General features: G+C 65.4%; 25 protein-coding genes. 13 read left to right on the top strand and 12 right to left on the bottom strand.

Annotation, left to right across the window (positions count from 1 at the left end):
* Window positions 1-4 precede the first annotated feature (4 nt).
* The 5 genes from menB to AB5Y64_RS19050 all read left to right on the top strand — a co-directional run bounded on the left by menB (window position 5) and on the right by AB5Y64_RS19050 (window position 7,184).
* Window positions 5-853, top strand: a complete 849-nt coding sequence (gene menB, locus AB5Y64_RS19070; protein WP_010672740.1) for a 1,4-dihydroxy-2-naphthoyl-CoA synthase — start codon at window positions 5-7, stop codon at window positions 851-853.
* The gene (gene menC, locus AB5Y64_RS19065; RefSeq protein WP_104451956.1) at window positions 853-1,782 is read left to right on the top strand and encodes an o-succinylbenzoate synthase; all 930 of its coding nucleotides are present in this window, start codon (window positions 853-855) and stop codon (window positions 1,780-1,782) included. Before menB ends, menC begins: the two co-directional genes overlap by 1 nt.
* 3 nt (window positions 1,783-1,785) lie before the next feature.
* The gene (gene menE / locus AB5Y64_RS19060) at window positions 1,786-3,186 is read left to right on the top strand and encodes an o-succinylbenzoate--CoA ligase (RefSeq protein WP_368204346.1); all 1,401 of its coding nucleotides are present in this window, start codon (window positions 1,786-1,788) and stop codon (window positions 3,184-3,186) included.
* Between the two features lie 176 nt (window positions 3,187-3,362).
* Complete coding sequence (locus tag AB5Y64_RS19055) at window positions 3,363-6,110, top strand: collagenase (protein WP_368204344.1); 2,748 nt, start codon at window positions 3,363-3,365, stop codon at window positions 6,108-6,110.
* Between the two features lie 156 nt (window positions 6,111-6,266).
* Window positions 6,267-7,184, top strand: a complete 918-nt coding sequence (locus AB5Y64_RS19050) for a vancomycin high temperature exclusion protein (protein ID WP_039039782.1) — start codon at window positions 6,267-6,269, stop codon at window positions 7,182-7,184.
* Between the two features lie 48 nt (window positions 7,185-7,232).
* Here AB5Y64_RS19050 and AB5Y64_RS19045 read toward each other — a convergent pair whose 3' ends face one another.
* Entirely contained in the window at window positions 7,233-7,847 is a 615-nt protein-coding gene (locus AB5Y64_RS19045; RefSeq protein WP_039039821.1) for a superoxide dismutase, read from the bottom strand.
* A 23-nt stretch (window positions 7,848-7,870) separates the two neighbouring features.
* Complete coding sequence (locus tag AB5Y64_RS19040) at window positions 7,871-8,296, bottom strand: hypothetical protein (RefSeq protein WP_039039822.1); 426 nt, start codon at window positions 8,294-8,296, stop codon at window positions 7,871-7,873.
* Between the two features lie 293 nt (window positions 8,297-8,589).
* Here AB5Y64_RS19040 and AB5Y64_RS19035 point away from each other — a divergent pair, with 293 nt between their 5' ends.
* Together AB5Y64_RS19035 and AB5Y64_RS19030 are read left to right on the top strand one after the other, a co-directional pair.
* On the top strand, window positions 8,590-9,501 hold the full coding sequence (locus AB5Y64_RS19035) for a triacylglycerol lipase (RefSeq protein WP_039039783.1): 912 nt from the start codon (window positions 8,590-8,592) through the stop codon (window positions 9,499-9,501).
* On the top strand, window positions 9,498-10,238 hold the full coding sequence (locus AB5Y64_RS19030) for a lipase secretion chaperone (protein ID WP_039039784.1): 741 nt from the start codon (window positions 9,498-9,500) through the stop codon (window positions 10,236-10,238). The genes AB5Y64_RS19035 and AB5Y64_RS19030 overlap by 4 nt, the downstream gene beginning before the upstream one ends.
* Window positions 10,239-10,292: 54 nt before the next feature.
* Here AB5Y64_RS19030 and AB5Y64_RS19025 read toward each other — a convergent pair whose 3' ends face one another.
* Genes AB5Y64_RS19025 through sgrR form a run of 3 tightly spaced genes read right to left on the bottom strand, consistent with a single transcriptional unit; the run spans window position 10,293 to window position 13,222 of the window.
* Window positions 10,293-11,006, bottom strand: a complete 714-nt coding sequence (locus AB5Y64_RS19025) for a hypothetical protein (RefSeq protein ID WP_010672732.1) — start codon at window positions 11,004-11,006, stop codon at window positions 10,293-10,295.
* Window positions 11,007-11,036: 30 nt separating this feature from the next.
* On the bottom strand, window positions 11,037-11,432 hold the full coding sequence (locus tag AB5Y64_RS19020) for a thioesterase family protein (protein WP_010672731.1): 396 nt from the start codon (window positions 11,430-11,432) through the stop codon (window positions 11,037-11,039).
* Window positions 11,433-11,467: 35 nt separating this feature from the next.
* A complete protein-coding gene (sgrR, locus tag AB5Y64_RS19015; protein ID WP_039039785.1) occupies window positions 11,468-13,222 on the bottom strand; it encodes an HTH-type transcriptional regulator SgrR in 1,755 nt (584 codons plus the stop codon).
* A gap of 100 nt (window positions 13,223-13,322) precedes the next feature.
* On the opposite strand from sgrR, the gene AB5Y64_RS19010 reads away from it, so the two are divergent.
* The 3 genes from AB5Y64_RS19010 (at window position 13,323) to AB5Y64_RS19000 (ending at window position 15,645) form a co-directional block, all read left to right on the top strand.
* On the top strand, window positions 13,323-13,499 hold the full coding sequence (locus AB5Y64_RS19010) for a hypothetical protein (RefSeq protein WP_080769963.1): 177 nt from the start codon (window positions 13,323-13,325) through the stop codon (window positions 13,497-13,499).
* 139 nt (window positions 13,500-13,638) lie between these two features.
* Entirely contained in the window at window positions 13,639-14,907 is a 1,269-nt protein-coding gene (locus AB5Y64_RS19005) for an O-acetylhomoserine aminocarboxypropyltransferase/cysteine synthase family protein (protein WP_039039786.1), read from the top strand.
* A 108-nt stretch (window positions 14,908-15,015) separates the two neighbouring features.
* Window positions 15,016-15,645, top strand: a complete 630-nt coding sequence (locus tag AB5Y64_RS19000; RefSeq protein ID WP_039039787.1) for a glutathione S-transferase family protein — start codon at window positions 15,016-15,018, stop codon at window positions 15,643-15,645.
* A gap of 124 nt (window positions 15,646-15,769) precedes the next feature.
* Here the strand turns inward: AB5Y64_RS19000 and AB5Y64_RS18995 are convergent, their stop codons facing one another.
* Complete coding sequence (locus AB5Y64_RS18995; protein WP_080769965.1) at window positions 15,770-16,945, bottom strand: iron-containing alcohol dehydrogenase; 1,176 nt, start codon at window positions 16,943-16,945, stop codon at window positions 15,770-15,772.
* A gap of 185 nt (window positions 16,946-17,130) precedes the next feature.
* On the opposite strand from AB5Y64_RS18995, the gene AB5Y64_RS18990 reads away from it, so the two are divergent.
* Complete coding sequence (locus AB5Y64_RS18990) at window positions 17,131-17,715, top strand: hypothetical protein (protein ID WP_039039788.1); 585 nt, start codon at window positions 17,131-17,133, stop codon at window positions 17,713-17,715.
* Between the two features lie 81 nt (window positions 17,716-17,796).
* On the opposite strand, the gene AB5Y64_RS18985 is transcribed toward AB5Y64_RS18990, so the two are convergent.
* The 4 genes from AB5Y64_RS18985 to AB5Y64_RS18970 form a co-directional block, all read right to left on the bottom strand.
* Window positions 17,797-18,222 carry a hypothetical protein gene (locus AB5Y64_RS18985; protein WP_039039789.1) on the bottom strand — a complete coding sequence of 142 codons (426 nt, stop codon included), beginning with the start codon at window positions 18,220-18,222 and terminating at the stop codon, window positions 17,797-17,799.
* Window positions 18,223-18,447: 225 nt separating this feature from the next.
* Window positions 18,448-19,194 (bottom strand): SDR family oxidoreductase, encoded by a 747-nt coding sequence (locus AB5Y64_RS18980; RefSeq protein ID WP_039039790.1) that lies wholly within the window; start codon window positions 19,192-19,194, stop codon window positions 18,448-18,450.
* A gap of 42 nt (window positions 19,195-19,236) precedes the next feature.
* Window positions 19,237-19,473: a DUF3624 domain-containing protein gene (locus AB5Y64_RS18975; protein WP_039039791.1), complete on the bottom strand. Its 237-nt coding sequence runs from the start codon at window positions 19,471-19,473 to the stop codon at window positions 19,237-19,239.
* Window positions 19,470-19,943, bottom strand: coding sequence for a GNAT family N-acetyltransferase (locus AB5Y64_RS18970; protein ID WP_039039792.1), 474 nt, complete (start codon window positions 19,941-19,943; stop codon window positions 19,470-19,472). The genes AB5Y64_RS18975 and AB5Y64_RS18970 overlap by 4 nt, the downstream gene beginning before the upstream one ends.
* Before the next feature lie 187 nt (window positions 19,944-20,130).
* Between AB5Y64_RS18970 and AB5Y64_RS18965 the strand changes: the two genes are divergently transcribed.
* Together AB5Y64_RS18965 and AB5Y64_RS18960 are read left to right on the top strand one after the other, a co-directional pair.
* On the top strand, window positions 20,131-21,573 hold the full coding sequence (locus AB5Y64_RS18965; RefSeq protein WP_010672720.1) for a RimK family alpha-L-glutamate ligase: 1,443 nt from the start codon (window positions 20,131-20,133) through the stop codon (window positions 21,571-21,573).
* 24 nt (window positions 21,574-21,597) lie between these two features.
* Window positions 21,598-22,128, top strand: coding sequence for an MgtC/SapB family protein (locus AB5Y64_RS18960; protein WP_039039793.1), 531 nt, complete (start codon window positions 21,598-21,600; stop codon window positions 22,126-22,128).
* A 55-nt stretch (window positions 22,129-22,183) separates the two neighbouring features.
* Here the strand turns inward: AB5Y64_RS18960 and AB5Y64_RS18955 are convergent, their stop codons facing one another.
* Both AB5Y64_RS18955 and AB5Y64_RS18950 read right to left on the bottom strand, forming a co-directional pair.
* A complete protein-coding gene (locus AB5Y64_RS18955) occupies window positions 22,184-23,800 on the bottom strand; it encodes an alpha-amylase family protein (protein ID WP_039039794.1) in 1,617 nt (538 codons plus the stop codon).
* A 117-nt stretch (window positions 23,801-23,917) separates the two neighbouring features.
* Entirely contained in the window at window positions 23,918-24,196 is a 279-nt protein-coding gene (locus AB5Y64_RS18950; RefSeq protein WP_039039795.1) for a DUF2442 domain-containing protein, read from the bottom strand.
* Between the last annotated feature and the right edge of the window lie 101 nt (window positions 24,197-24,297).

The raw sequence follows: 24,297 nt of genomic DNA, 5'->3' as shown, positions 1-24,297 counted from the left end.
AGCAATGACGGAAGCCGAGCTCTATGCCCCTGTCGAGTGGCACGACTGCTCCGCCGGTTACGAGGACATCCTCTATCACAAGTCCCCAGAGGGCATTGCCAAGATCACCATCAACCGTCCCCAGGTGCGCAACGCCTTCCGCCCCCGCACCGTGAAAGAGATGCTGCAAGCCCTGGCCGATGCCCGCTACGACGACAAGGTCGGCTCCATCATCCTCACCGGCTTCGGCGAGAAGGCCTTCTGCGCCGGCGGCGACCAGAAGATCCGCGGCGACTACGGTGGCTACAAGGATGATGAAGGCACCCATCACCTCAACGTGCTCGACTTCCAGCGTGATATCCGTACCTGCCCCAAACCCGTGGTAGCCATGGTGGCTGGCTATGCCGTCGGTGGCGGCCACGTGCTGCACATGATGTGCGACCTGACCATCGCCGCCGACAACGCCCAGTTCGGCCAGACCGGCCCCAAGGTGGGCTCCTTCGACGGCGGCTGGGGCGCCTCCTACATGGCCCGCATCGTCGGCCAGAAGAAGGCTCGGGAGATCTGGTTCCTCTGCCGCCTCTACGACGCCAAACAGGCCCTCGACATGGGGCTGGTCAACACCGTCGTGCCCCTGGCCGAGCTGGAGCGTGAAACCGTGCGCTGGTGCCGCGAGATGCTGCAACACAGCCCCATGGCCCTGCGCTGCCTGAAGGCGGCCCTCAACGCCGACTGCGACGGCCAGGCCGGTTTGCAGGAGCTGGCAGGCAATGCCACCATGCTGTTCTACATGACCGAAGAGGGTCAGGAAGGGCGCAATGCATTCAACGAGAAACGCCGTCCCGACTTCTCCAAATACAAGCGGAATCCCTGATGACACTCGCCCTCTACCGCTACCAACTGCCCTTTACCCAGCCCCTGGCCTTTCACGGTCAGTTGCAGGTAGCGCGCGAGGGCCTGCTGGTACGCATCGACGATGGCTGGGGGGAGATAGCCCCCCTGCCAGGATTTTCCAAAGAGACCCTGGCCGATGCCCAGGCCGAGGCCCTCGACTGTCTGGCGCAGCTGGCGCGGGGACAGACCCCGACGCCACAGCTGCCCTCGGTGCAGTTCGGGCTCGACTGCGCCCGTCGTAGCTGGCCCGAGCAGGGTGCCCCCCTGCCCGAGCCCTATCCGCTGATCCAGGGCTCCCCCCAGGAGCTGCTCAAGAACTGGAAACAGTGGCTGCACGAGACCCCCCTCAAGGCCAAGCTGAAGGTAGCCCGCTACCCCATGCGCGACGAGCTGGCGCTGATCCGGCTGCTGCTCGATCGGCGCCCCAACCTCAAGCTGGTCCTGGACGCCAACCAGGGCTGGACCCGCGAGGAGGCCTGGGCCTTCTGCGGCCACCTGGATCCTAATCGCATCGAATACCTCGAAGATCTGTGCGCCGACTTCGAGGACATCGCCTTCGTCGCCAGCCACACCGGCATGCCGGTGGCGCTGGACGAACTGCTGGCTCAGGGCAAACCCTGGGAGCCCATCCCGCAACTGCGCGCCCTGGTGCTCAAGCCGACCCTGCTCGGCGCCCTCGCCAACAGCGAGGCCCTGGTAGCCCGCGCTCGCGAACTGAAGCTCAAGGTGATCGTCTCTTCCTGTTTCGAGTCCGGTCTCGGCCTCGGCCAGCTCGCCCGCCTCGCAGGGGAGTGGGCGCCGGATCAGGCCCCTGGCCTCGATACCCGCCGCTGGCTGGCCAGGGATCTGCTGGACAAGCAAGGGCAACCCGATCCGGGCAGGATGGACCCCCTGTTTCACCGTGACTGACCCATGGTGACCCGTCAGATCCCACGGCAGGAAACCTGCCCGGTACGACGCTGGGCGACACTGGCCCCTCATCGCATTGCCATCCACAGCGGGGAGCCTCTTAGCTACCAGCGCCTCGACCTGCGCCTCAACAACCTGTGCAATCAGCTCGCCCGGGCCGGGCTGGAACGAGGAGATCATCTCGCCGCCGTGGTGCGCGGCGCCCTAGAGGATGTGTTGCTGGCCTGGGCCTGCGTGCGCAGCGGCATCGTCTTCTGCCCCCTCAATCCCGCCTTTCCGGCAACCAGACACAGCGAACTGGCGAGCCAGCTCGAGGCCCGGGCATTCTGGTCGGCAGGCGAGATCCCGGCGGGCGACTGGCAAGCCCTCAGCCTCGACTTCACGGGCGAGCTGGCCGCAGATGGGGAGTCCCCGCTGGTACCCGACCAGCCGAACAACATGATCCTCACCTCGGGATCCAGCGGTACCCCCAAGGCGGTGGTCCACCGCCTCGCCAACCACCTCGCCTCGGCCCGGGGTTCCGCCACCCTGATCCCCCTGGACGAAGCCTGTGGCTGGCTGCTCTCCCTGCCACTGTTTCACGTCGGCGGTTACGCTATCCTGTTTCGGGTCTTCCTGGCGGGAGCCGCCCTGGTGCTGGACGATCGCACCCGGCCCCTCAAGGCGCGGCTCGAGGATCAGCCCATCACCCACCTCTCGCTGGTGCCGACCCAGCTCTGGCGCCTGCTGGCACAGGGGTTCGACCCATCCCGCACCCGGGTGCGAGAGCTGCTGCTCGGGGGCGCCGCCATCCCGGCGCCCCTGGTCAACCGGCTGACCGCTCTGGGGCTGGAGCCCAAGGTGAGCTATGGCCTCTCCGAGATGGGCAGCCAGGTCTGCACCGGGCAACCCTGCGCCGCCGGCGTGGTGGGCCGCCCGCTGCCGGGGCGGGAGGTCTGCATCCGCCAGGGGGAGATCTGCGTGCGCGGTGAGACCCTGTTTGCCGGCTATTTCAGGGAAGGCGAGCTGGTGCGCCCCCTCGATGAAGAGGGCTGGTTCCACACCCGGGATAAGGGCCGCCTCACTCCGGGGGGCGATCTGGTGGTGGAGGGGCGGCTCGACAACCTCTTCATCTCGGGGGGGGAGAACATCCAGCCCGAGACCATAGAGCAGCGGCTGGTGGATCACCCCGCCGTGGCCCAGGCCCTGGTGGTGCCGGTGCCGAGCGACGAGTGGGGGCATAGGCCCGCCGCCTTCATCGACTGGCACGGCGAACCGGCACCATCTGCCGAGCTGGCCGCCTGGATCAGGGTGTCGTTACCCGGCTTCATGGTGCCGGACCAGTGGCATCCCTGGCCGGATCTCGGCGGCAATCTGAAACCCTCCCGCACCCTGCTCGCCCGCAGCTTGCGACAAGAGGAGTGACGCCTCCCCCATATGGGGCGGAGTCCTTGCTATCAACACAGCCCCCTTTGGGGCTGTTTTTATGTTGTTTGCTCCCGAATGCATCATTTCGCTGCGCCATCTGGCCAATTGATATTCCTTTGGAGCCCAATAACCTCTCTGGTCCCCACGCCTCTCCATCCACCAAAGGGATCATGATGAAGCACCTCTCTCCCCGACTACTGCTCCTGGCAGCCCCAGGCCTGCTCGCTACCTCGGCGCTGGCCAACTACTCCCCCTCCGACTGGCAACAGTATCAACTCAACGGCGAATCCAGCCGTCAGCTGGGGGATCGTCTCACCGAAGTGACCTTTGAACTGAGCGCCCGCAGCGGCGACGCCTCTTATCAGCAGTTGAGGGTGTATCGCCGCTTCGACTGGAGTGATGCCAACCTGGCCGCACTGGCAGAGCAGCAGTGCGGCGAGCCGCAACTCAAGATCGAGCAGGGCTGGCAGATCCGCTACCTCAGCTGTGAAGAGGTGGTACCGGCCAGCAAGGCCGTCCCGGCCAGCAGCTATGACTATGGCTACGGCATGAAGCAGGGCCGCTGGGAGCCGCTGGCGGGCACCCCGACCGCGCCGCGTCAGGATCGTCTGCCGCTGGCTGAGCGGGTCATCCTGGGTCACAGCGAGCAGGAGCTGGATCGCTGCGAGCTCAACGCCGAAGGTCGCTGCGCCGAGCAGGCATGGCAGTACCAGCCGCAAAACTGGCAGCAATTGAAGGTGCTGGAAGAGACCCCCAACGAACGGGATGGTCGCCTCGAGCAGATCTTCTTCCGCCTGCAGCCCATCGCGGGCAGCCAGGCCGCCAAGCAGGTGAGCGAGTTGCACGTCTGGCGCCAGTACACCTGGCTGCTGGACGAGATCAAGGCCCAGCAGGAGTGCGATGAACCCCAGACCCGTCAGGAAGGGGACAAGACCATCAGCTACCGGGTGTGCCGTCAGACCCTGCCCGCCGGCAGCGAAGTGCAGGTGGTCTTGAAGGACACCGGCTATCAATACCCGGTGGGGGGCAGCGAATGGCAGACCCTGCCGGAAACAACCGAGTGGCAGGAGAGCCGGGTGCTCAACCGCCCCATCGTGCTGGCCAGCAAGGAAGAGCAGCTCGACTGTCGCCGTGCCGACGGCCGCGCCTGCTCCGAGCCGGATCTGCCGGGCACCGAACTGCTGGACGCCGACGCGGCCAGGATAGTGCAGGATGCCAGTGGCCAACCAGCGCCGGTCTGGCAGGAGAACTATGGTCACGATGACACCAAGCTGCTGGCCGTGTCCCGCGGTATCCAGAGCCTGCTGGCGGCCAATCAGCCGGCCCATCCGGCCATGAAGCTGCTGCTGGAATACGTGCGTGCCCACAACTACCACAACTACGGCAAGCACAAGGAAGACGGCCCGGCCGCCGCCGAGGCGCTGGCCGAGGCATTGACCGCGCTAGGCGCCCATCCGCTGCTCTTCCCGGAGCAGGCCAGCGACGAAGTAGGCGCCGTCATGGGTGCCTGGAGCATCGCCCTGCACGGCCAGTTCAAGAGCCCGGCAGTGCAAAGCCGCTTTGGCACCCTGCTCGGCGAGTTCAACCAGATGCTGGCCTACAGCACCCGCCATGCCAGCGAGATCAACGGCCAGCACGCCTGGGCGACCGGTCTGTTCGATCTGCTCAACTTCCTCGACTTCGCCAGCGACTACAGCGACCCCTTCGCCAACGACTTTCGCCAGCAGGATGGCGAGCTGCGCAAGCAGCTGCACGCCCTCGGCATGAGCGAGCTCGCGTTGTGGCAAGGAAGGGATGGCGCCGATCTGTTCCTGCTCAACAACGTGCTGGATGCCTACACCCGCCTCTACCGGGTCGCTCGCTATACCCGCCCGGACGAGCTCGACGACTACCGCAAGCTGCTGGATGACTCCGTCATCGCACTGGTTCGCCACCACGACCTGATCCCCGGCGGCCAGCAGAGTCAGGATCTGCTGGAAGACATGTCACTGACCCTCTCCACCTATTACCTGACCTACACGGACCGCACCAGCGAAGCCTGCATCAGCGGTGACTTCGCCGGGCTCTGCACCCCTGTCCGGGTGGAGGACGTGCTGCCGTTCGAGCACACCTGCTCGCCGACCCTGCGCCTGCGGGCCCAGGACCTGACCATGAGCCAGGCCGAAGGGATCTGCCGTGAACTGGGTGCCGAAGAGCAGCAGTTCCACCAGCAGATGGAGACCGGCTGGCAGCCGGTGGCGGACGATCACAACGAGGCGCTGGAACTGGTGGTCTTCAACTCCTCCGCCGACTGGAAACGCTACGGCAGTGCCCTGTTCGGTGGCGTCTCCACCGACAACGGCGGCATCTACCTCGAAGGGGATCCGGCTCGCCCCGGCAACCAGGCCCGCTTCTTCGCCTACGAGGCGGAGTGGAAGCGCCCAGCGTTCCAGGTGTGGAACCTGCGCCACGAGTACGTGCACTACCTGGACGGCCGCTTCAACCAGTACGGCAGCTTCGGCCACTACCCGCTCAACCGCACCACCTGGTGGTCGGAAGGGCTGGCGGAGTTCATCGCCCACGGTCAGTGCTTCGCCCGTGGTCTGGACAACGTCGCCGGCCGCCCGGCCAGCGATCGTCCGGCCCTGGCCGACATCCTGCACCTGGATTACGACAAGGGCGGCGAGATGGTCTACTCCTGGTCCTACACCGTGCACCGCTTCCTGAACGAGACCGGTCGCGGCGCCAGCTGGCTGGCCATGGCCCGGGCCCTGCGAGGCCCGGATCGAGAGCAGGCCATGAGTGCCTTCGAAGCCGAGCTGGACCAGCTGATTGCCAATGACAGCGAGGCCTACCAGCAGTGGCTCGGCCGCGAGCTGCTGCCCTGGTGGGAAGCCAACAAGGACTCCGACGAGTGCAAGGCCAACGACTCATCCCACTGAGGACGAGACGGCTATGACAAGGGGCGGCCATGGCCGCCCCTTGTTTATGGCGCCGTTTGATAAGCCCGGGATCCTGGCGCGCGCTGCGACAACCTCTGCCCGAGTGAGCCCCTGCGCCGCCATCAAACCTGACGCGCCACAACAACTTGTAATAGAATGACCCCCTGTCTTCTCTTACTTCAGACCCGAACCGCACCGCGCATGAAGAAGTTTGCCAAGATCCTGCTCGCCTGCCTCTGCCTGTTGCTGGCCTCCATCGCCGCCCTGCTTGGCTACAGCGAGTGGACCGTCTCGGACGCCCGTCACTACACCTACGACGACGTCAACGCGGTGCCCTACAACCGGGTCGCCCTGGTGCTCGGCACCTCCAAATACCTGATTGGCGGCAGCCCGAACCACTACTTCAAATACCGGATCAAGGCCGCCGCCGAGCTCTACAACAACGGCAAGGTGGACTACATCCTGGTCTCCGGCGACAACGCCACCGTGCAGTACAACGAACCGCGCCAGATGCGGCGGGCCCTGATCCAGGCCGGCATCCCGGCCAACGCCATCTACAGCGATTACGCCGGCTTTCGGACTCTGGACTCCATCGTGCGTGCCAAGGAGGTGTTCGGTCAGGCCCACTTCACCGTGGTCTCCCAGGCCTTTCACAACGAGCGCGCCATCTTCATCGCCCGCCATTTCGGCATCGAGGCGGTCGGCTTCAACGCCGTGGATCCCAGCGCCTATCAGGGCATCAAGACCCGGGTGCGCGAGGTGTTCGCCCGCCTGATGGGGCTGCTCGACCTCTACGTGCTGGACAAGGGTCCCAAGTTCCTCGGCGAGCCCATCGTCATCGGCGGCCCGGTCCCCTGCCAGGCGTTGAGCACCATAGGGGCAAGCCAGCCCTGCCTGCCCATTGCACCGCCCCCTCATCAGCCGAAGGCCAAGCAGGCAACGGCCGTGAGCGCTGCAACAGCCACCAGTGCAGCGGCTGCAACCAGCGGTGCACCAGCCACCAGCGCAGCCGTGCCGAGCGAAGCAACACCCGTGGATAATCCGGCTGCCAGCAGCGCGCCGACCCCTCAATAGCAGAGACCCGCCAACAGGCGGGTCTCTTTCATCAGGTGAAATGGGGCGTCAGGCCAGCGCCGCCACGTAACGCCGTGCCACCTCGCCCCAGTCGATCACGTTGTAAAACGCGGCTATGTAGTCGGGACGCTTGTTCTGGTACTTGAGGTAGTAGGCATGCTCCCACACATCCAGCCCGAGTATCGGGGTGAGCCCCTCCATCAGGGGGCTGTCCTGGTTCGCGCTGCTCACCACCTGCAACTTGCCGCGCCCATCGACCACCAGCCAGGCCCAGCCGCTGCCAAAACGGCTCAATGCCGCCTGGGTAAAGGCCTGCTTGAAGGCCTCCAGCCCGCCCAGATCCCGCAGGATCGCCGCGGCCAGCTCGCCGCCCGGCTCACCACCCCCTGCTGGGCTCATCACCTGCCAGAACAGGCTGTGGTTGGCGTGACCACCGCCGTGATTGCGCACCGCCCCCTGAACCTGGGCCGGCAGGCTGTCGATACGGGCAAGCAATGCCTCCAGCGGCAGGGCAGCCAGCTCCGGCAGATCGGCCAGGGCGGCATTGAGGTTGGTGACATAGGTCTGATGGTGACGGCTGTGATGGATCTCCATGGTCTTTGCATCGATATGGGGTTCCAGCGCGTCATAGGCGTAAGGAAGGGCTGGCAGGGTATGGCTCATGTTCATTGTCTCTCCTGTTGGGCTCAATGCAGTTGATGGGCAGAGCCGGTCTGACACAGACATTGACCCAGGCTGCGCTGGATGCCGTCGTGATGACCGTGTTTGCCCAGAAAGGCGAGCAGCTCGGTACGGGTGCTGCGGGCGTGGCTAACAGCCGCCTCCCGCAGGGCAGCGGAACTGGTGGGGGACTGGCTGGTGGCCAGCAGGCAATCATGGATGTGACACAGCAGGTCGGCGGCCCGATCCGGCAGGGTCATGGCCACCAGCAGATCCGCCAGGTTGTGATGGGCCACCACCAGGGCCGCCACCGCTTCGTCGGCATCGTGCCAGTCGGCAAACTGCTGGCGGGCAAGCCACAGCGCCTGCTGATAGCAGTCGAGCGCCCTGGCGTACTCCCCCGCATCGAAATGGCGGTTGCCACTCAGGGTCTGCGCCTTCCAGTGCGCCATGCTGCTGTCCGCTCCGGTGGTACCGACCCATCCCTTCACCCAGGTTCCCGTCATGACTCGATCACTCAAATGATAATAATTGTTATTTAACTTATTTGATGGGCAGACACAAGGAATAGTTGGTGCCGCCTTTTTTGCCCATATGGGTAGGGTTTTTCTGCAATCCCCGGTTTAGTGATCCCATCCACAGATACATCTGAGTTCAGCCACCATGCTGCCGGTACTGGCATGAGGCCGGTGGCTGCCCCGGTGACGACCAGAATGCAGCCGGTTTTTTCACAAGGACGGTGAAGATGAAAAGATGGCTATTGATGCTGTTGTGCGCCCTGCCCATGCTGGGTCAGGGGGCCGGTTATACCCAGACCCGCTACCCCATAGTGCTGGTGCACGGTCTGTTCGGTTTCGACAAGCTGCTCGGGGTCGATTACTTCTACGGCATCCCCCAGGCCCTGACCCGGGATGGCGCCAAGGTTTACGTGGCCCAAGTCTCCGCCACCCAGAGCTCGGAGCTGCGCGGTGAACAGCTGCTCAAGCAGGTGCAGCAGGTGCTCGCCATCACGGGGGCGGAGAAGGTGAACCTCATCGGCCACTCTCACGGTGGCCCCACCATTCGCTATGTCGCTTCGGTCGCCCCCGAGCTGGTCGCCTCCGCCACCAGCGTGGGCGGGGTCAACCATGGCTCGGAGATCGCCGACCTGGTGCGGGCCAAGGTGACGCCGGGCTCGGCGGCCGAAGGTCTGGCGGTGGCCGCCGCCTCGGCCCTGTCCGGGGTCATCTCGCTGCTCTCCGGGGGAAGCCAGCTGCCGCAGGATCCCCTCGCCGCCCTCGACGCCCTCACCAGCACCGGCGCCCAGCGCTTCAACCAGCGCTACCCGGAAGGGCTGCCGAGCCAGCATTGCGGTGAAGGGCCTATGCAGGCCGCCAACGGGGTCTACTACTTCTCCTGGAGCGGACGCGGCACCATGACCAACATCCTGGATCCGGTGGATCCGGCGCTGGCGCTGACCGGCAGCTTCTTCAAGGAGCCCAGTGACGGCCTGGTCGGGGTGTGCAGCAGCCACCTCGGCAAGGTGATCGGCACCCACTACCGCATGAACCATCTGGACGAGGTGAACCAGTCGTTCGGCATTCGCCACCTGTTCGAGACCGACCCGGTCAACCTCTATCGCCAGCACGCCAACCGCCTGCAGAGGCTGGGACTATGAACAGGGCATGGCTGATGGCCGTTCCGATGGCGGCGGCCCTGCTGCTGGGGGGCTGGCAGTATTGGACCTCCGCTGACGCAACCGCCCCTTCGCCGCAACATGCCGGGCCCGCTTCCCCTCTGGTCAGGCAGGCCGCACCGCCGTCGGACAAGGGCTCGCTGCAGGCCCGCCATGAAGCCTTTCTCGCGGCCGAGGGCAACCTGACGGTGCCGGCGGATCCGGGCCTCGCCAGCTTGCAAAAGCTGTTCGACGAGCGCGAGCAGTTGCGCAGGCAGCGTTTCACCCCGGCCGAGCAGGAGCAGCTGTTTGCCGAGGACAGGCTGATGGAGCAGTGGACCCTGCGCCGCAAGGCGCTGGCGGAGGCCAGCGATGCCGACAAGCCGCTGCTGGCGAGTGAGTTGGAGCTCTGGCTGGCGGAGCAGCCCCAGTGGTTTCGGGAGGCGGAGGCCAACAGCCGCCTGCTCGGCGATCTGCAGGCTCTGGAGCAACTCCCCGCAGTAGGGCGTGACGCCGCACTGCGCGAACAGTTGGGACCGGAGGCGGCAGACCGGTTGCACCAGCTGGCAGAGAGCCAGCAGGGGTTCGAGCAGCAGTTGGCCGGCTATCTGGCCGAGATCAGGCCCCTGCCTGCCGAGGCCCGTGCCAGCCAGCAGCCGGAGATCCTGGCACGCTGGTTCGAGCCCGGTCAGTGGCGACGGGTGGAGGCCCTCACCCGGCTCACCCTGGGCGAGCAGTAACCGGCATGAAAAAGGGGCCCGCAAGTGGGCCCCCATTCTTTGACGCTGCCGCCCTTACTGCGGCTTGTTGGCCCCCGGCAGCGGCTGCCAGGTGAGGCGAGTCACCCGGTTGCCCTGCACCTCGCAGGTGAGGCAGAGATCCTGCCACCCCTTCTCCTGGCGCAGGGAAACTTCTCCCTTGATGCCCTCTGCACTCCTCTTGAGTTTGGCCGGCTCGAAGGTCACCTTGTCACCTCCGGCAAGCGCCATCAGCTTGCCATTGCAGAGCCACTGGGCGAGCTCGGCCCCCTTGAGCTTGACGCCCCCCTTGTCAGCCTTCTCCTCGGCGGTGCTCGGCGCAAACAACCCGCCCAGCTCGGCCGCCCGTCTGGTCAGCCAGGCTTCCCGCTGCTGCATGCTCATCTTGCTGACAAACTCCGCAGGCTGCCCCTTGTCGTCCAGCCACTGGGTCAGCTTGCCACTGTCATCGAAGGCGAACTGGGCGGCGGGCTCCTTCACCCCGAACAGCTTGCCGCCCTTGAAGTAGTAACGGCTCTCCCCTTCCTGTTTGCCCTGCTCGTTCAGGATGGGCACGGCGATGATGACGGGCGTGCCGTCGACCCAGGCCTTGATGTCAACGCCATCGTGGCTGAACAAGCGGGTATCGAGGGCGCTGTCGGCCCCCTTCTCCATCAGGGTGAACTGCTCGGCCAGGGAGGCGGCGAATGAAGGCAGGGAGCAGAGTCCCAGTCCCAAGCCGAGGCTCAGGGCGATCGCGGTTGTGCGCATAAGTGTCCTGTGGTGGGCCCGAAGGCCGGATTAACTCTCTACCAGCCAGACCCTCAGTCCCTCCCGGTGAGCCTCGCTCAAAGGGATGGACTGCCGGGTCCGGTAGTCAAAATGGATCAGGGTCGTCTCGGCGGTCACCGCCAGCTCGCCGCCCTGCCAGGCTTCCTGCCAGAGCGTGAAGGAGCTGGTACCGATACGCCGCACGCCGGTCTTGATCGACACCATCTGGCCATAGAACAGCTCCCGTTTGAATTGCACCGTGTAGCCCGCGATGATCAGATGCCAGTCATGCACATCCAGCTCGGGCGAGAAGAGGCGAAACAGGGGATCACGGGCCGATTCAAACCAGACCGCCGGCACCGTGTTGTTGATGTGGCCGAGGGCGTCCGTCTCTTGAAAACGGGGTTGGATCTGCATTTCCAGCATGGGTGTCGACTCCTTGTCGTAGGACCGCGCACAGGCTAGCGCGCCAACCCGTCCGACTCAAGCGTCCCTGCCTGGGGGTGAGAGCCACCACCGGTTTCCGGCTCCTGCGCCACCTGCTCGGGCTTTAACCAGGCGCTGCGAAAATCGAACCAGCCAAGGGCCGTCATGCGCACGCCGTGCACGCCGACCCGGCTCTCCAGCTCCAGCCAGTGGTGAAACAGCGGCACGAACCAGCTCTGGCGCTGCACCTCGGCCAGCAGGGCACGGGGGCCGGGCTCTTCACCATGGGCGCGCCACTGCGTCAATCCCTGCCACAGGGCCTGCTGGCCGCCCCACACCCGGCGCAGCAAGGGGGTGCCCTGAAGCCAGGCGTAAGGGGCGAAGGCGTGCTCATGCTCCAGGTTGAGGGTGCCGAACCAGAGATCCACATCTTCATCCTCCCCGCTCACCCAGCGCCCGTAGTCCAGGGTACGCACCTCGAGCTGGATCCCCTGCTCTGCCAGCAGGCTGCTCATGGCGCTGGCGCACTCGTTGAATTCCAGGTGCTGGTTGAAGCAGGCCAGTACCAGCCGCGCTGGCAGGCTGACCGGGCCGGGCTCGGGAAGAGGCAGGCTCTCGCGCCAGTGGGGCAGGAGGCCCAATGCGCTGGTCCAGCCCCGCTGCAGTTCGGGTGCCACCCGGGCCATCAGGGCGATGGGGTTGAGCAGCCGGGTCAGCCACTGGCGCAGGGCCGGGTCCTGCAGGGGGACCGATCTGTCGTCCTGCAGCAGGAAGTAGCAGCCGGATTCCAGTTCGGACTCCCCGCGCATGGAACCAAGCTCCGGGGTGTCGCTGCCCAGCCTGACGTGGCTCTCCAGCCGCTCCGCCAGCTCCGGCAGCATCCAGATGTCGATCTCGTCGAGCAGGGCCCGCAGCCCGAAGTAGTCGTCAAATGCTTCGAGGCACAGGTGCAGGGGGTCGTTGGCGCTCACCCGATAGGGGCCGGTGCCCACCGGCTGCAGGGCGAAATTCGCCTCCCCCTTGAGCTCCCGCGGCAGGATGGCCGCCACCGGCTCGGCCAGCAGGTGCGGCAGCAGAGGATCCGGGCTGTCGAGATGGATGTCCAGGGTGCGCGGCCAGCGGCTCTCCAGCCGTGCCAGATGGGCGAACAGCGGGCGATCCCGCAAGGCCTGCAGGCTCTCCATCACATCCTCCACCACCAGTTCGCGGCCATGGTGAAAGCGCACCACGGGGCGCAGATAGAAGCGCCAGTGACAGGGGGCCAGACACTCCCAGTAGTGGGCGAGATCCCCCTCTATTTCCCCATTTTCCTCGTTTCGCCGGGTCAGGCCGTTGAAGATCTGGCGGCTCAGGTGAATTTCGGAGCGGCGCAAGGGCGCGGTGGGCAACAGACCGGGCAGGGGCCGGTAGTAGGGCACCCTCAGGATCTGGCGCCCCTCCCGGGTGGCCTGGCCGAGCTGCTCGATCAGCAGCGGAGTGAGCAGATCGAGGCGATCTTCGGCCAGCCGCACCGCCTGCGCCAGCTGGCCCTGACTCAGCAGATCCCGCAATCGGCGCCGGGTCAGGCTCTCCTGGTTGTCGAGCAGGGTGAGGCGGGAGCGCCGCCCCCGCCCTGCCTCCGCCGTCCAGCACAGCCAGCCCTGCCCTGCCATGCGGCGCAGCAGCAGGCGGGCATTGCGGGGGGTGCAACAGAGCAGATCCGCCACCTCGGCGAGGCTGATCTCCCGCTCGTCGCAGCCAAGCTGCTGGGCGAGCCGTTGAAATTGCTGATAAAGGCGGCTAGTAGGCATAAAAGAGGAAATCCCTTGACTGAAAGTCATCAGTTTTTACTTCCGCATTTTAGCTCAATACTGCTGGCGAACGTGAGAACCACAGCACAGGAGCACCATCATGAGCCATGCCAACCCCCTCAAACCGAACCGGATCCAGCAAACCCTCCGTCGCTACTTCCTGAGGATCCTGCCCCGCCCTCTGACGCTGGTCGAAGATCCCATGGCGCAGCTCAACCGCCTGATGCAGTGGGACATGCACCAGATAGACGACAGGGAGTATCGCCGCCGTCTCTGAGGTTGCCGTCACAGACGCCATCCGGTCACCGCCATCCCCAGGCATTGCTTTGCCGGAATAGGTGGTTTACATCGGCGCTGGGCCTGATAGATTGGACGTCTATCCATCCATAATGGTGACATCCAACAAGGAGTGTGTGATGAAAGATGCGACCCTGGCCCTGCACCACGGCTTTGCCAACGACCCCACCACCAAGGCCGTTGCCGTGCCCATCTACCAGACGGTAGCCTACGAGTTCGAGAGCGCCCAGCACGGGGCGGACTTGTTCAATCTGGCGGTGCCGGGCAACATCTACACCCGCATCATGAACCCCACCAACGATGTGCTGGAACAGCGGATGGCCGCCCTTGAAGGGGGGATCGCCGGCCTGGTGGTCTCGGCGGGTTCCGCCGCCATCACCTACGCCATCCAGGCGCTGACCGCCGCCGGTGACAACATCGTCTCCACCCCCCAGCTCTATGGCGGCACCTACACCCTGTTCGCCCACATGCTGCCAAGTTTCGGGGTCGAGGTGCGCTTCGCCAAGGATGACAGCGCCGAGGCCATCGCCGCCCTCATCGATGACAAGACCAAGGCGGTCTATTGCGAGAGCATCGGCAACCCGGCGGGCAACATCGTCGACATCGCCGCCCTGGCCAAGGCCGCCCACGCCCGCGGCGTGCCGCTCATCGTCGACAACACGGTCGCCACTCCGGTCTTGTGCAAACCCATCGAACACGGCGCCGACATCGTGGTGCACAGCCTGACCAAATATGTCGGCGGCCACGGCAACTCCCTGGGGGGCGTCATCGTCGACTCGGGCAAGTTCCCCTGGGCGGATCACGCCGAGCGCTTCCCCCAGCTGACCCAACCCGAGCCTTCTTATCACGGGGTGGTCTACACCGAGGCCTTCGGCCCGGCGGCCTTCATCGGCCGGGTGCGCACCGTGCCGCTGCGCAATACCGGCGCAGCGCTGGCGCCGATGAACGCCTTCCTGCTGCTGCAAGGGCTGGAAACCCTGAGCCTGCGCATGGAGCGCCACGTGGACAACGCTCTGCGAGTGGCCCACCACCTCAAGCACCACCCCAAGGTGGCCTGGGTCAGCTACGCCGGTCTGCCGGGTCACCCCCACTACCCGCTGGCGGAGAAGTACATGGCCGGTCGCCCCTCGGCCATCCTCTCCTTCGGCCTGAAGGAGGGCTACGAGGCGGGCGTGCGCTTCTACGATGCCCTCAAGATCTTCAAGCGGCTGGTCAACATCGGCGACGCCAAGTCCCTGGCCTGCCACCCCGCCTCCACCACCCATCGCCAGTTGAGCGAAGAGGAGCAGGCCAAGGCTGGAGTGAAACCTGAGATGATCCGGCTGTCGGTGGGGATCGAAGCCATCGAGGACATACTGGCGGATCTGGATCAGGCGCTGGAGGCCTGAGTCAATCGACGAAGGAGCGGGCACCACGCCCGCTCTTTTTCATCCATCAGTGAACCTGCTACCGGGGCGCTACGTATCACCGCCTTCCGTCACTGCGTCGAGGTTTTCATGATAGTCCTGCACCACCTGAACAAATCCCGCTCCCAGCGCATCATCTGGCTGCTTGAAGAGCTGGGCCTGCCCTACCAGATCAAGGCCTACCAGCGCGATGCCGCCACCTTTCTGGCGCCGCCCGAGCTCAAGGCCGTCCACCCCCTCGGCAAGTCGCCGGTCATCGAGTTTGACGGGCGGGTGCTGGCGGAATCCGGTGCCATCACAGAGTACCTGATCGCCCGCCACGCCCCGGACCGGCTGGCACCGGCCGCCGACAGCCCGGAGTATCCCGAATACCTGCAGTGGCTCCACTTCGCCGAGAGCTCCGGCATTCTGCCGCTGCTGCTCGACATGTTCGTGCGCAAGGATGGCAGCCCGATGCGCTTCCTGCCGGACTACGCCAAAGCCGAGTGCGCCAAGGTGCTGGGCTATCTCGATGAGGTGCTGGCAAACCGCCGTTACCTGGTGGCCGATCGCCTCACCGGCGCCGACATCCTGAACTCCTTCCTGGTGGATCTGCTGGCCCAGAGCGGCCAGCTGGCCCAGTTCCCGCACCTTGAGGCCTACTGGCAGCGACTCAACACCTATCCGGCTCGCCAGAAGGCGGCAGCCCTGGAGCGCGAGCTGGACCGCAGCGCCGAATAAACGGCGGTGCCCCGGTGACACCCTGCAAAACGCCCCGATGATCGGGGCGTTCTCTTTTCCGTTGGTCAGCCGGTGATCAGAGGGCGAGGGAAAGGATCCGCGCCACTATGGTTGCCAGGATGACTTACAGCGCGTGGGAGAGGATCCTGGCTACCTTGTCGGGATCGATGTCCTGCTGCTCCCCGAGGGCGGTCAGGCCGAACAGCTTGAGGTTGGAACAGATCCCCGGGATGCAGCGCGCATCCAAGCCATAATCGGCGAGACGGGTACCCACCCCCATCTGCTGGAAGAACTGCTCGGTGCGGATGATGGCCTCCTCAATGCGCAGCGCCTTGTCCTCCCGGCTGGAGTGCCACACCCGCTCGGCAAACTGGGCCAGCTTCTCCTGCTTCTGGGCCGCTTGCTCCCGCAGCAGGGAGGGCAGCACCACCGCCAGACTCTGGGCATGATCCAGCCCGTGCAGGGCGGTGAGCTGGTGACCGATGGCGTGGGTGGACCAGTCCTGGGGCACGCCGCGACCGATGAGGCCGTTGAGGGCCAGGCTGGCAGCCCACATCAGGTTGGCACGTACCTGGTAGTTGGTGGGCTCCGCCAGCGCCCGCGGACCGTTGTCCACCAGCACCTGCAGCAGCCCTTCCGCCAGCCGATCCTGCACCTCGCCCCCCACCGGGAAGGTGAGGTACTGCTCGAGGATGTGGACGAAGGCATCCACCACCCCGTTGCCCACCTGGCGCGGCGGAAGGCTGTAGGTGGTGGCGGGATCCAGCACCGCAAACACCGGTTGCACCAGCGGATTGTAGAAGGAGAGCTTGGCCTCCCCCCGGCTCACCACGGCGGCGGGGTTGCTCTCCGAACCGGTGGCCGGCAGGGTCAGCACACAGCCGAGCGGCAGCGCCCCCTTGATGGGGGCCTTGTCCCGCAGGATCTCCCAGGGATCGTCCCCCTCGAAGCAGGCAGCGGCGGCCACGAACTTGGTGCCATCCACCACGGAACCGCCACCCACCGCCAGCAGGAAGTCGATACGCTCGCGCTTGACCAGATCCACCGCCTCCATCAGCTGGTCGTACTGGGGGTTGGCGCCGATGCCGGGAAACTCCAGCCACTCCCGGCCCGCCAGCGCCTGGGTCAACTGCTCATAGACCCCGTTCTGCTTGATGCTGCCGCCGCCGTAGAGCACCAGCAGACGGCTGCCGACCGGGATCAGCTCCGGCAGAGTGGCTATCTGGCCTTCACCAAAGCAGATGCGGGTGGGATTGGCATATTGGAAGTTGTACACGGCAGAGCCCTCGGTTGATTGCATGCCGGGGAATTGTGCGCCTGCCGTGCCATCAGGTCAAAAACGGGAGCCTGTCGTCAAAAATACGATGCCAGCCTGCCGATGCCGGGCGCTCCTGCCCGGCTTTGCTATGGTGATAGCGGGAAGACGAGTTCGTCGCCCCCTCAAGCCCCTCCCGGGGTCCCTTTCCCACTCACAGGGTCTCTATCATGAAACTGAAGCACGCCTGGATTGCGGGTGCCCTCACCCTCTGTGCCCCTCCCCTGCTCTATGCCGCCGAGGTCACCACCCATGTGGCCGTGGCCCCCGGACAAGCCAGCCTGGCCGAAGAACTGACGGCCAGGGCAACCGTCACCGCCATCGACCTGGCCACCCGCAAGGTCAGCCTGAAAAATGCCGAAGGGCAGACCCTGGATCTGATCGCCGGGGAGGAGGTGACCAACCTTCCCCAGCTCAAGGTGGGAGATGTCGTGGCCTTGAGATATCTGCAACTGCTGGACCTGACCCTGCTCAAGGGCACCGCCGGGGTGAGAAAACGGGTGGTGGAAGTGGAAGGGGGCAAGGCGGCCGCCGGGGAGAAACCCGCAGCCGGCGCCGGCATGCAGGTAACCATCTATGCCGACGTCATCGACGTGGACAAGGCGCACCAGACCATCCGGGTCAAGGGGGTCGACCACACCCTGACCCTCAAGGTGCAGGATCCGGCCCAGTTCGCCCTCATCGCCAAGGGGGACCAGATCAAGGCCGTGCAGACCACCGCCATCGCCATCGGCATCACCCCCCAGAGTCCCTGAGCCCTGACCACGGCCTGCCAGCCCCGTGGCAAGGGGGCAACCCCTTGCCTTTAACGCCCAAAGATTGCCGTTTGAATCACATCATGCCTGGGAGGCGGATTTGCCGGTGAGGCGATCCATGGCCTCCTTGAGCATGGCATCGCGCTGCGCGGCCAGGTCCTTGCTCTGCGTTTCGCGCTCCTCGGCAGAGAGCGTCTTGTCATCCGCTATCCCCTTGAGCTGACGCTCGAGATCGTCAAATTTTTTGCGATCAAAGCCCAGGGCCTTGTCCACCATCTGCTGCACCCGCGCATCCTTGACGCCACCGGTCAGGACTGTGTTCTTGCCGTTTCTGGCCAGATGCTCGTAGGTCAACGCCTGCTGCGCCTTGCCGGTCAGCACCTGACTGGAGAGGCTGATCTGCTGAGACCAGCCGCTCTGCTTGTCGTCGCTGTCGCTGAGGGTCGCCAAGGCACGGTTCTGGGACGCGCTCTGGGCGAGTTGATGACCATAGGGTTTGATATCCATGAAGGCTCCACGCTCACTGCCGGCCTCGCCGGCTCCGGGGATGGTTTCCCCGCCATGGGCCTAAGACAGCAAAATGCAGGCCAACTTGAGTACCCCCCTCTTTCGACGGTTCAGCACGGGGTCACAGCACGCCTCCTTCTGCATTCCATGACGAGTGCGACCAGACCCATCAAAAAAAGGCGCCCGAAGGCGCCTCTTGTGGACAGAAGTCGGCTCGTCATGACATCAGCGACGGCTGATGTGGAACGGGCCGAAGGTCTGGGCCACCGGCATGATCTCGATGCTGTTGATGTTGACGTGGGCGGGCTGCTCGCTGATCCAGAGTACGGTATTGGCGATGTCTTCCGGCAGGATGGCCTGCACCCCCTGATAGACGGTGGCCGCCTTGGCGTCGTCACCGTGGAAGCGCACGTTGGAGAACTCGGTGCCGCCACACAGGCCGGGCTCCACGTTGGTGACACGCACCGCCGTGCCCGCCAGATCGGCACGCAGGTTGAGGCTGAACTGCTTCACGAACGCCTTGGTCGCGCCGTAGACGTTGCCGCCCGGATAGGGATAGGTCCCTGCGATGGAGCCGATATTGATGACGTGGCCGCAGTTGCGCGCCACCATGCCCGGCAGCAGCAACCGGGTGATCAGGGTCAGGCCGCTGATGTTGGTGGCGATCATCTGCTCCCAGTCTTCCAGATCCGCCTTGTGGGCAGGCTCCAGCCCCAGTGCCAGGCCTGCGTTGTTGACCAAAAGATCCACCAGTTGCCATTCGGTCGGCAGCCCCTCGATGGCGGCGCGGGTGGCAGCCTTGTCCTGGACGTCGAACACCAGAGGCAGGAACTGCTCGCCCAGCTCCTCGGACAGGGCGGCCAGCCGTTCGGCGCGACGCCCGGTGCCGATCACCCGGTGGCCAGCGCTCACCAGCAGGCGGCTGATGGCCTCACCAAAGCCGGACGAGGCGCCCGTTACCATTGCAATCATGTGAACCTCCATTGTTATTTGTCTTCTTGAAAAATCAGCACGTTATATGTCGCGTTTGCCCAGCTTTCGCCATGCGAACACCGCCAGATGCAGCAGGAAGAGACCCGAGCCCCCCAGCGCAAACAGCAGGCCGGTCAGGGCGTTGACCGAGGTATCGGCGCCGCACCACCACCAGACCAGCCAGCCGACGGCCCCGATGAGAAAGGTCTGGGCGGCGCAGACCGGGCAGCGCCCGAGCTTGGCCCTGATGGCGGTGGCCAGGCAATCCTCGCAACTCATGATGGCGCCTGCCGCTCATCCCCCAGCGCCAGCACCAGGCGGTGGGCATGCTGGCCGGGCCCGTAATAATCGGGCAGCCGTACCCTGGGGCGAAACCCCAGCCCCTGATAGAGGGTCCTGGCTTCTGGGTTGGCGTCGGCGACCTCGAGGCGAATCGCCCCCCAGCCGGCCTCGCGCCCTTCCCGGATCACCTGCTCCAGCAAGCGGCGTGCCCACCCCTGACGGCGGACGGTCCAGCGGATGGCGAGGGTCTGGATGATGAGACGATCCCAGCCTTTGTGCTCCAGCACGCTCAAATAGCCCATCACCTGCGCCTTCTCGTCTTGCAGCAGCAGGGTGCGCCCCTTGGCCTGATTGAGCAGATAGTGCCAGCGGCTGCGGCCGAAGGCGACCTCGGGGGGAAAACAGTAGCGTTCCAGCTTCACGATGGCGCCCAAATCATCGGCTCGGGCGGCGCGCACGGTCAACACGGGGAGTCCTTGTTCGGTTATTTATCCTCAGCACCAGAAATGCGACTTGTATCACAAGTTACCAAGGCAGAATATTAGGCACTGTAACCTCTTGTTTCCCCTCGCGCCATTGTCGTGCTTGTCGGTGCATCGAAGCCCACTGGGGATCCTGCCGTTTCTGGCAGTCCTTTCTGTGGAGCCTGAAAATATGAGTACCTATGTCATCGTCGAGGAGCCGGGCGACTGGCCCTGCCATGCCGACTATCTGCTGACCGCCCGCACCTACCTGCAACACGGTCTGCCCACCACAGGGGGGCGTCCGCGCATCATCAACCTCTGCCGCAGCCTGGAACACCTGGGGGCCGGTTATTACTGCTCCCTGCTGGCCCAGGCCCGCGGCCACCACTGCCTGCCGGGATTGCAGGCCATCAGCAGGCTGCAACCCCAGCAGCCTCCCGCCAAGCTGTGGCGCAAATTGCAGGGCTGGCTGGCCCAGCAGAGCGAAGACAGGATCCGGGTGCGCGCCATCTTCGGCCAGTGCGAACAGAGCGAGCTGGCGGGGCTCGCCCGCTATTACTACGGCCTGAGCCAGTTGCCGCTGCAGGAGCTGACCCTCAAGCGCGGTCGCCACGGCTGGTCGGTGCGCCAGCAGGAGAGCCTGTCACCGCTGGCGCTGAGCCCGAGCGAGAAGGCGCTGATGGTGCAGCACGCCCAGGCGCTGGTGGGCACGGGGGACGAGGAGCAGACGGCGCCACGCTACCAGCTCGCCATCCTGGTCGACCCCAACGACGGCCGCGCCAGCAGCGATGCCCTGGCGCTGGAGCGTTTCATCAAGGCGGCCGCTGCCCAGGGGATCCAGGCCGAGATCCTGCCCCCCTCGGCCATCGAGCGGTTGCCGGAGTTCGACACCCTCTGGCTGCGTGCCGAGACCGCGGTCGGCCACTACACCTTCGAGTTTGCCCGCCGTGCCGAGCAGCTCAAGATGCCGGTCATCGACAGCTCCCGTGCCATCCTCGCCTGCAGCAACAAGCTCTATCTCTACGAGCTGATGGTGCGCAGCGGCGTGCCCATGCCCCCCACCACCGTCGTGACCCGCCGCGGCCGCCAGCATGTGGACGAACTGGTGCAGCGCCTCGGTCTGCCACTGATGGTGAAGATCCCCGACGGCGCCCAGGGGCGCGACCTCGCCATGGCCAGCGATGACATCCAGCTCGCCCGCCTGTTGGACGAGGGGCTGGCCCGCTCCGCCCTGCTGCTGGTCCAGAGCCGGATCCCTGCCGAGTTCGACTGGCGCATCGGCTTTCTCGACGGCTCGCCGCTGTTCGCCTGCCGCCGCTACCGACCCGAACCCGGCAACCGCATCCGTCGCCGCAAACACCCCCTCGACATGAGCCGCATCGAGGCGCTGCCCCTCAGCGACGTGCCGGAGCGGGTGCTGCAAACCGCCCGCCGCGCCGTGCACCAGCTCGGCAACGGCCTGTTCGGGGTGGATCTGCGCCAGCAGGGTCAGGGCTGCGTGTTGCTGGAAATCATCGACAACCCCTGGATACGTGGCGATATTGAAGACAGGGAGGCAAAGGACCTCTACGAGCGCCTCGCCCGGGCCTTCCGCCAGCGGCTGGAGAACAGGGGGCAGAGCGCGACAGGATAACAAGCATCGCGAGCAGAGGTGGATATGATGACAATGCAGTGGTGGGACATCGCGCCCCTTGGCTGGGAGAACATCCTGGTCTGTCTGGTGTGTGGCACCCTGGTGGGGCTGGAGCGGCAGCTTCGCGGCAAGCCGGTTGGGATCCGCACCTCTTCCCTCATCGTGCTCGGCACCTACTGTTTTCTCGCCATCGGTGCCGCCGTCAGTCCTCAGGGCGCCGATCAGGCGCGGGTGCTGGGTCAGCTCATCACCGGGGTCGGCTTTCTCGGGGCCGGGGTCATGATGACCCGGGATGGTCAGGTGCTGGGGGTGACCTCCGCCGCCGCCATCTGGATGCTGGCCGCCCTCGGCGCCCTCATCGGCATGGACATGCTGCATCAGGCGCTGCTGCTCACCGTCGTCACCCTCTCCATCCTGGTGGGGGTGGACTATCTGGAAGCCAGCTTCAAGAGCCTGCGCCGCGGGGTGCACAACCGGCTGGAACACTGGCGCCACGGGGCCGAGCCCTCGGTCTCTTCCCGCCGGGACGATCTGGGCAGCGGCATCGAGAAGTAAGCCGCCACCATGAAAAAGGGCTCCATCATGGAGCCCTTTCTGTTGCCTGCCTCCCTCAGCGCACCAGCAGGAAGCGGCCGGTGAGGGGTGGCAAGTCCACCGTCACGCTGCTGCCACCAATGGCCAGATTCTCGCCGCTCTGCAGATCCACCAGGGCGCTGCCGCTGCGCAGCTTGCCGACCGGCACCGCGTAGCTCTGGGGCGTGGTGGAGACGTTGAGCAGGTAGACTACTTGCTCGCCCGCCGTCTGCTTGATGTCGCCATAGACGCTCCCCTCGGCCACCAGCTTGACCCGCTCCCCCTGATAGAGGGCGGGGTGGGCGGCGCGCAGGGCCAGCAGAGCGCTCAGCCACTGCTTGAGCTCGGCCTGCTCGCTGCTCGGCACGAAGCCGGTGACACCGGGGACCTTGCCATCGCTGCGGGCCACGTGATCATCGCAGAGCCCCTGGGCCGCACAGTCGCCCCCCACCTGAGTGGCAAAGCCAGGCACCTCGTCGCCAAACTCCTCGCCATAGTAGAAGGTAATGGGACCTGAGCGGGCAGCCATGAAGCTGAAGGCCGCCTTGTGGCGCTGCCAGTAGTCCGCACCATTGAAGTTGCCCCGCTCCAGCAGATCGCCGAAGCGCACCAGATCGTGGTTGCCCAGCATCAGGTTGGGCATGGCGTGGTCCGGGTAGTTCTCCACCTTGTTCCAGCTGGCGTCGAGCACGCTGGCCCCCTGCCCGCCCTTGCCGGACTCTTCCACCGCCAGCGCCTGTACTAGGCCGTAGCGCAGGGGGAAGTCGAACGCCGAAGAGAGAGCCGGGTTGTCGCTCGGGCCATAGGCCTGGGCGCGGATCTCGTCGGCGCCCTTCCACACTTCCCCCACCATGTAGCCGAGGGTGCCCCACTGCTGGCCGGCGGCCTTGCGCGCCGCGCTGGCCTGGGCCACCTCGCTGCGAATGGCGCGCCAGTCATCCAGCCCCAACTGATAAGCCTGATCGAGGCGCCAGCCGTCGATGCCGTACTGCTCGACCCAGTAACGGGCCACCTCCTTGAAGTAGGCCAGACTCTCGGGCTGGCCGTAATCCACCAGTTGGCCCGGGTAGCCTGCGCCGCCGCTCTTGAGGGCAGGCAGCCGCCCCTCTGGTGAAGGCTTGCTCACCCCCACCTTGTTGACGTGGCCGAACACCCCGTCGAGGAAGACATAGAGCCCGCGCTGGTGCGCCCCGTCCACCAGTTGCTTGAGCTGGGCGTTGCTGCCGAAGTTGGGATCCACGTTGAAGAAGTCGCAGGCGAAGTAGCCGGTGGCATCCAGCCGGTCGTCCCCGGCCTGGCCGGCGCAGGAGTCAAACACCGGCGTGAGCCAGATGGCGTTGACGTTGAGGCTCTTGATGTGGTCGAGACTGTCGATGATCCCCTGCAGATCGCCGTTGTGCCGGGAGGGGCCGTAGCCAACGCCGTAGTTGGCGCTGCCGTCGCCGTCGACGAAGGACTCCACCATCACCTGGTAGGTGCGCAGGTTGCAGGCTGGCTGATCATTGCCGTAGCAGGCGCGGCTGGCCGACGCGGGGGGCGGATTGACCACCGGGGGCTGGGGGTCACTGCTGCCACCGCCTCCCCCGCTGCCGCAAGCCGTCAGTAACAGGGCGGCCCCGATGAGGCCGCCACGACGCAACGTTCCTTGTTTCATTGTTATGTTCCCGCTGTGGTGGATGGGCGCCCAAAGCGCCGCACTGGGGTCATGATAACGACCTGACCGACGCGGGTCTGTGACTGAAAACGTTACCTGACTCAACGAGTTAGCATGTCAGAAGCGATGCATGTTGCGATCGGGGAAGGCGGCGCGCTCGTCGATGGGCAGGATCAGGTGGTAGACCTCGTGGGCCGCCAGGGTGAAGCCCGAGGGCCACGCCAGTTGATGGCGATCATCGATGAAGACACGGGCGAAGCGACGCTCGGTCTCCATGGCCGCAAACAGCGGCTGGCCGCGCCAGGGGGTGAGATCCAGCACGCCTGTGGTGCCGTCGGAGAGCACCACGAACAGAGACCAGCCCTGCATATATTCCACATCGATGAAGACCGGCATCCCTTCGGCTCCGATTGAGAAATTCGGCGCCATTATAGGCACGACCATTGTCTCGATGTGCCAGCAGGATCACAGTTTTCCCAGCGTTTTATGCTCTCTTC

The organism is Aeromonas sp. R5-1 (assembly GCF_040908265.1).
GTDB lineage: Bacteria > Pseudomonadota > Gammaproteobacteria > Enterobacterales > Aeromonadaceae > Aeromonas > Aeromonas caviae.
This window is presented reverse-complemented; position numbering and strand designations above follow the sequence as displayed.

Bases quoted from the DNA above. Each gene is read 5' to 3' on its own strand.
- sgrR (WP_039039785.1), bottom strand. From the start codon at position 13,222: ATGCCTACTAGCCGCCTTTATCAGCAATTTCAACGGCTCGCCCAGCAG.
- AB5Y64_RS19050 (WP_039039782.1), top strand. From the start codon at position 6,267: ATGACCCCCTGTCTTCTCTTACTTCAGACCCGAACCGCACCGCGCATG.
- AB5Y64_RS18955 (WP_039039794.1), bottom strand. From the start codon at position 23,800: ATGAAACAAGGAACGTTGCGTCGTGGCGGCCTCATCGGGGCCGCCCTG.
- AB5Y64_RS19005 (WP_039039786.1), top strand. From the start codon at position 13,639: ATGAAAGATGCGACCCTGGCCCTGCACCACGGCTTTGCCAACGACCCC.
- AB5Y64_RS19045 (WP_039039821.1), bottom strand. From the start codon at position 7,847: ATGAGCCATACCCTGCCAGCCCTTCCTTACGCCTATGACGCGCTGGAA.
- AB5Y64_RS18985 (WP_039039789.1), bottom strand. From the start codon at position 18,222: ATGGATATCAAACCCTATGGTCATCAACTCGCCCAGAGCGCGTCCCAG.
- AB5Y64_RS19020 (WP_010672731.1), bottom strand. From the start codon at position 11,432: ATGCTGGAAATGCAGATCCAACCCCGTTTTCAAGAGACGGACGCCCTC.
- AB5Y64_RS19030 (WP_039039784.1), top strand. From the start codon at position 9,498: ATGAACAGGGCATGGCTGATGGCCGTTCCGATGGCGGCGGCCCTGCTG.
- menB (WP_010672740.1), top strand. From the start codon at position 5: ATGACGGAAGCCGAGCTCTATGCCCCTGTCGAGTGGCACGACTGCTCC.
- menE (WP_368204346.1), top strand. From the start codon at position 1,786: ATGGTGACCCGTCAGATCCCACGGCAGGAAACCTGCCCGGTACGACGC.
- AB5Y64_RS18990 (WP_039039788.1), top strand. From the start codon at position 17,131: ATGAAACTGAAGCACGCCTGGATTGCGGGTGCCCTCACCCTCTGTGCC.
- AB5Y64_RS18975 (WP_039039791.1), bottom strand. From the start codon at position 19,473: ATGAGTTGCGAGGATTGCCTGGCCACCGCCATCAGGGCCAAGCTCGGG.
- AB5Y64_RS19040 (WP_039039822.1), bottom strand. From the start codon at position 8,296: ATGGCGCACTGGAAGGCGCAGACCCTGAGTGGCAACCGCCATTTCGAT.
- AB5Y64_RS19010 (WP_080769963.1), top strand. From the start codon at position 13,323: ATGAGCCATGCCAACCCCCTCAAACCGAACCGGATCCAGCAAACCCTC.
- AB5Y64_RS19025 (WP_010672732.1), bottom strand. From the start codon at position 11,006: ATGCGCACAACCGCGATCGCCCTGAGCCTCGGCTTGGGACTGGGACTC.
- AB5Y64_RS18960 (WP_039039793.1), top strand. From the start codon at position 21,598: ATGATGACAATGCAGTGGTGGGACATCGCGCCCCTTGGCTGGGAGAAC.
- menC (WP_104451956.1), top strand. From the start codon at position 853: ATGACACTCGCCCTCTACCGCTACCAACTGCCCTTTACCCAGCCCCTG.
- AB5Y64_RS19055 (WP_368204344.1), top strand. From the start codon at position 3,363: ATGAAGCACCTCTCTCCCCGACTACTGCTCCTGGCAGCCCCAGGCCTG.
- AB5Y64_RS19035 (WP_039039783.1), top strand. From the start codon at position 8,590: ATGAAAAGATGGCTATTGATGCTGTTGTGCGCCCTGCCCATGCTGGGT.
- AB5Y64_RS18980 (WP_039039790.1), bottom strand. From the start codon at position 19,194: ATGATTGCAATGGTAACGGGCGCCTCGTCCGGCTTTGGTGAGGCCATC.
- AB5Y64_RS18995 (WP_080769965.1), bottom strand. From the start codon at position 16,945: ATGCAATCAACCGAGGGCTCTGCCGTGTACAACTTCCAATATGCCAAT.
- AB5Y64_RS19000 (WP_039039787.1), top strand. From the start codon at position 15,016: ATGATAGTCCTGCACCACCTGAACAAATCCCGCTCCCAGCGCATCATC.
- AB5Y64_RS18950 (WP_039039795.1), bottom strand. From the start codon at position 24,196: ATGCCGGTCTTCATCGATGTGGAATATATGCAGGGCTGGTCTCTGTTC.
- AB5Y64_RS18965 (WP_010672720.1), top strand. From the start codon at position 20,131: ATGAGTACCTATGTCATCGTCGAGGAGCCGGGCGACTGGCCCTGCCAT.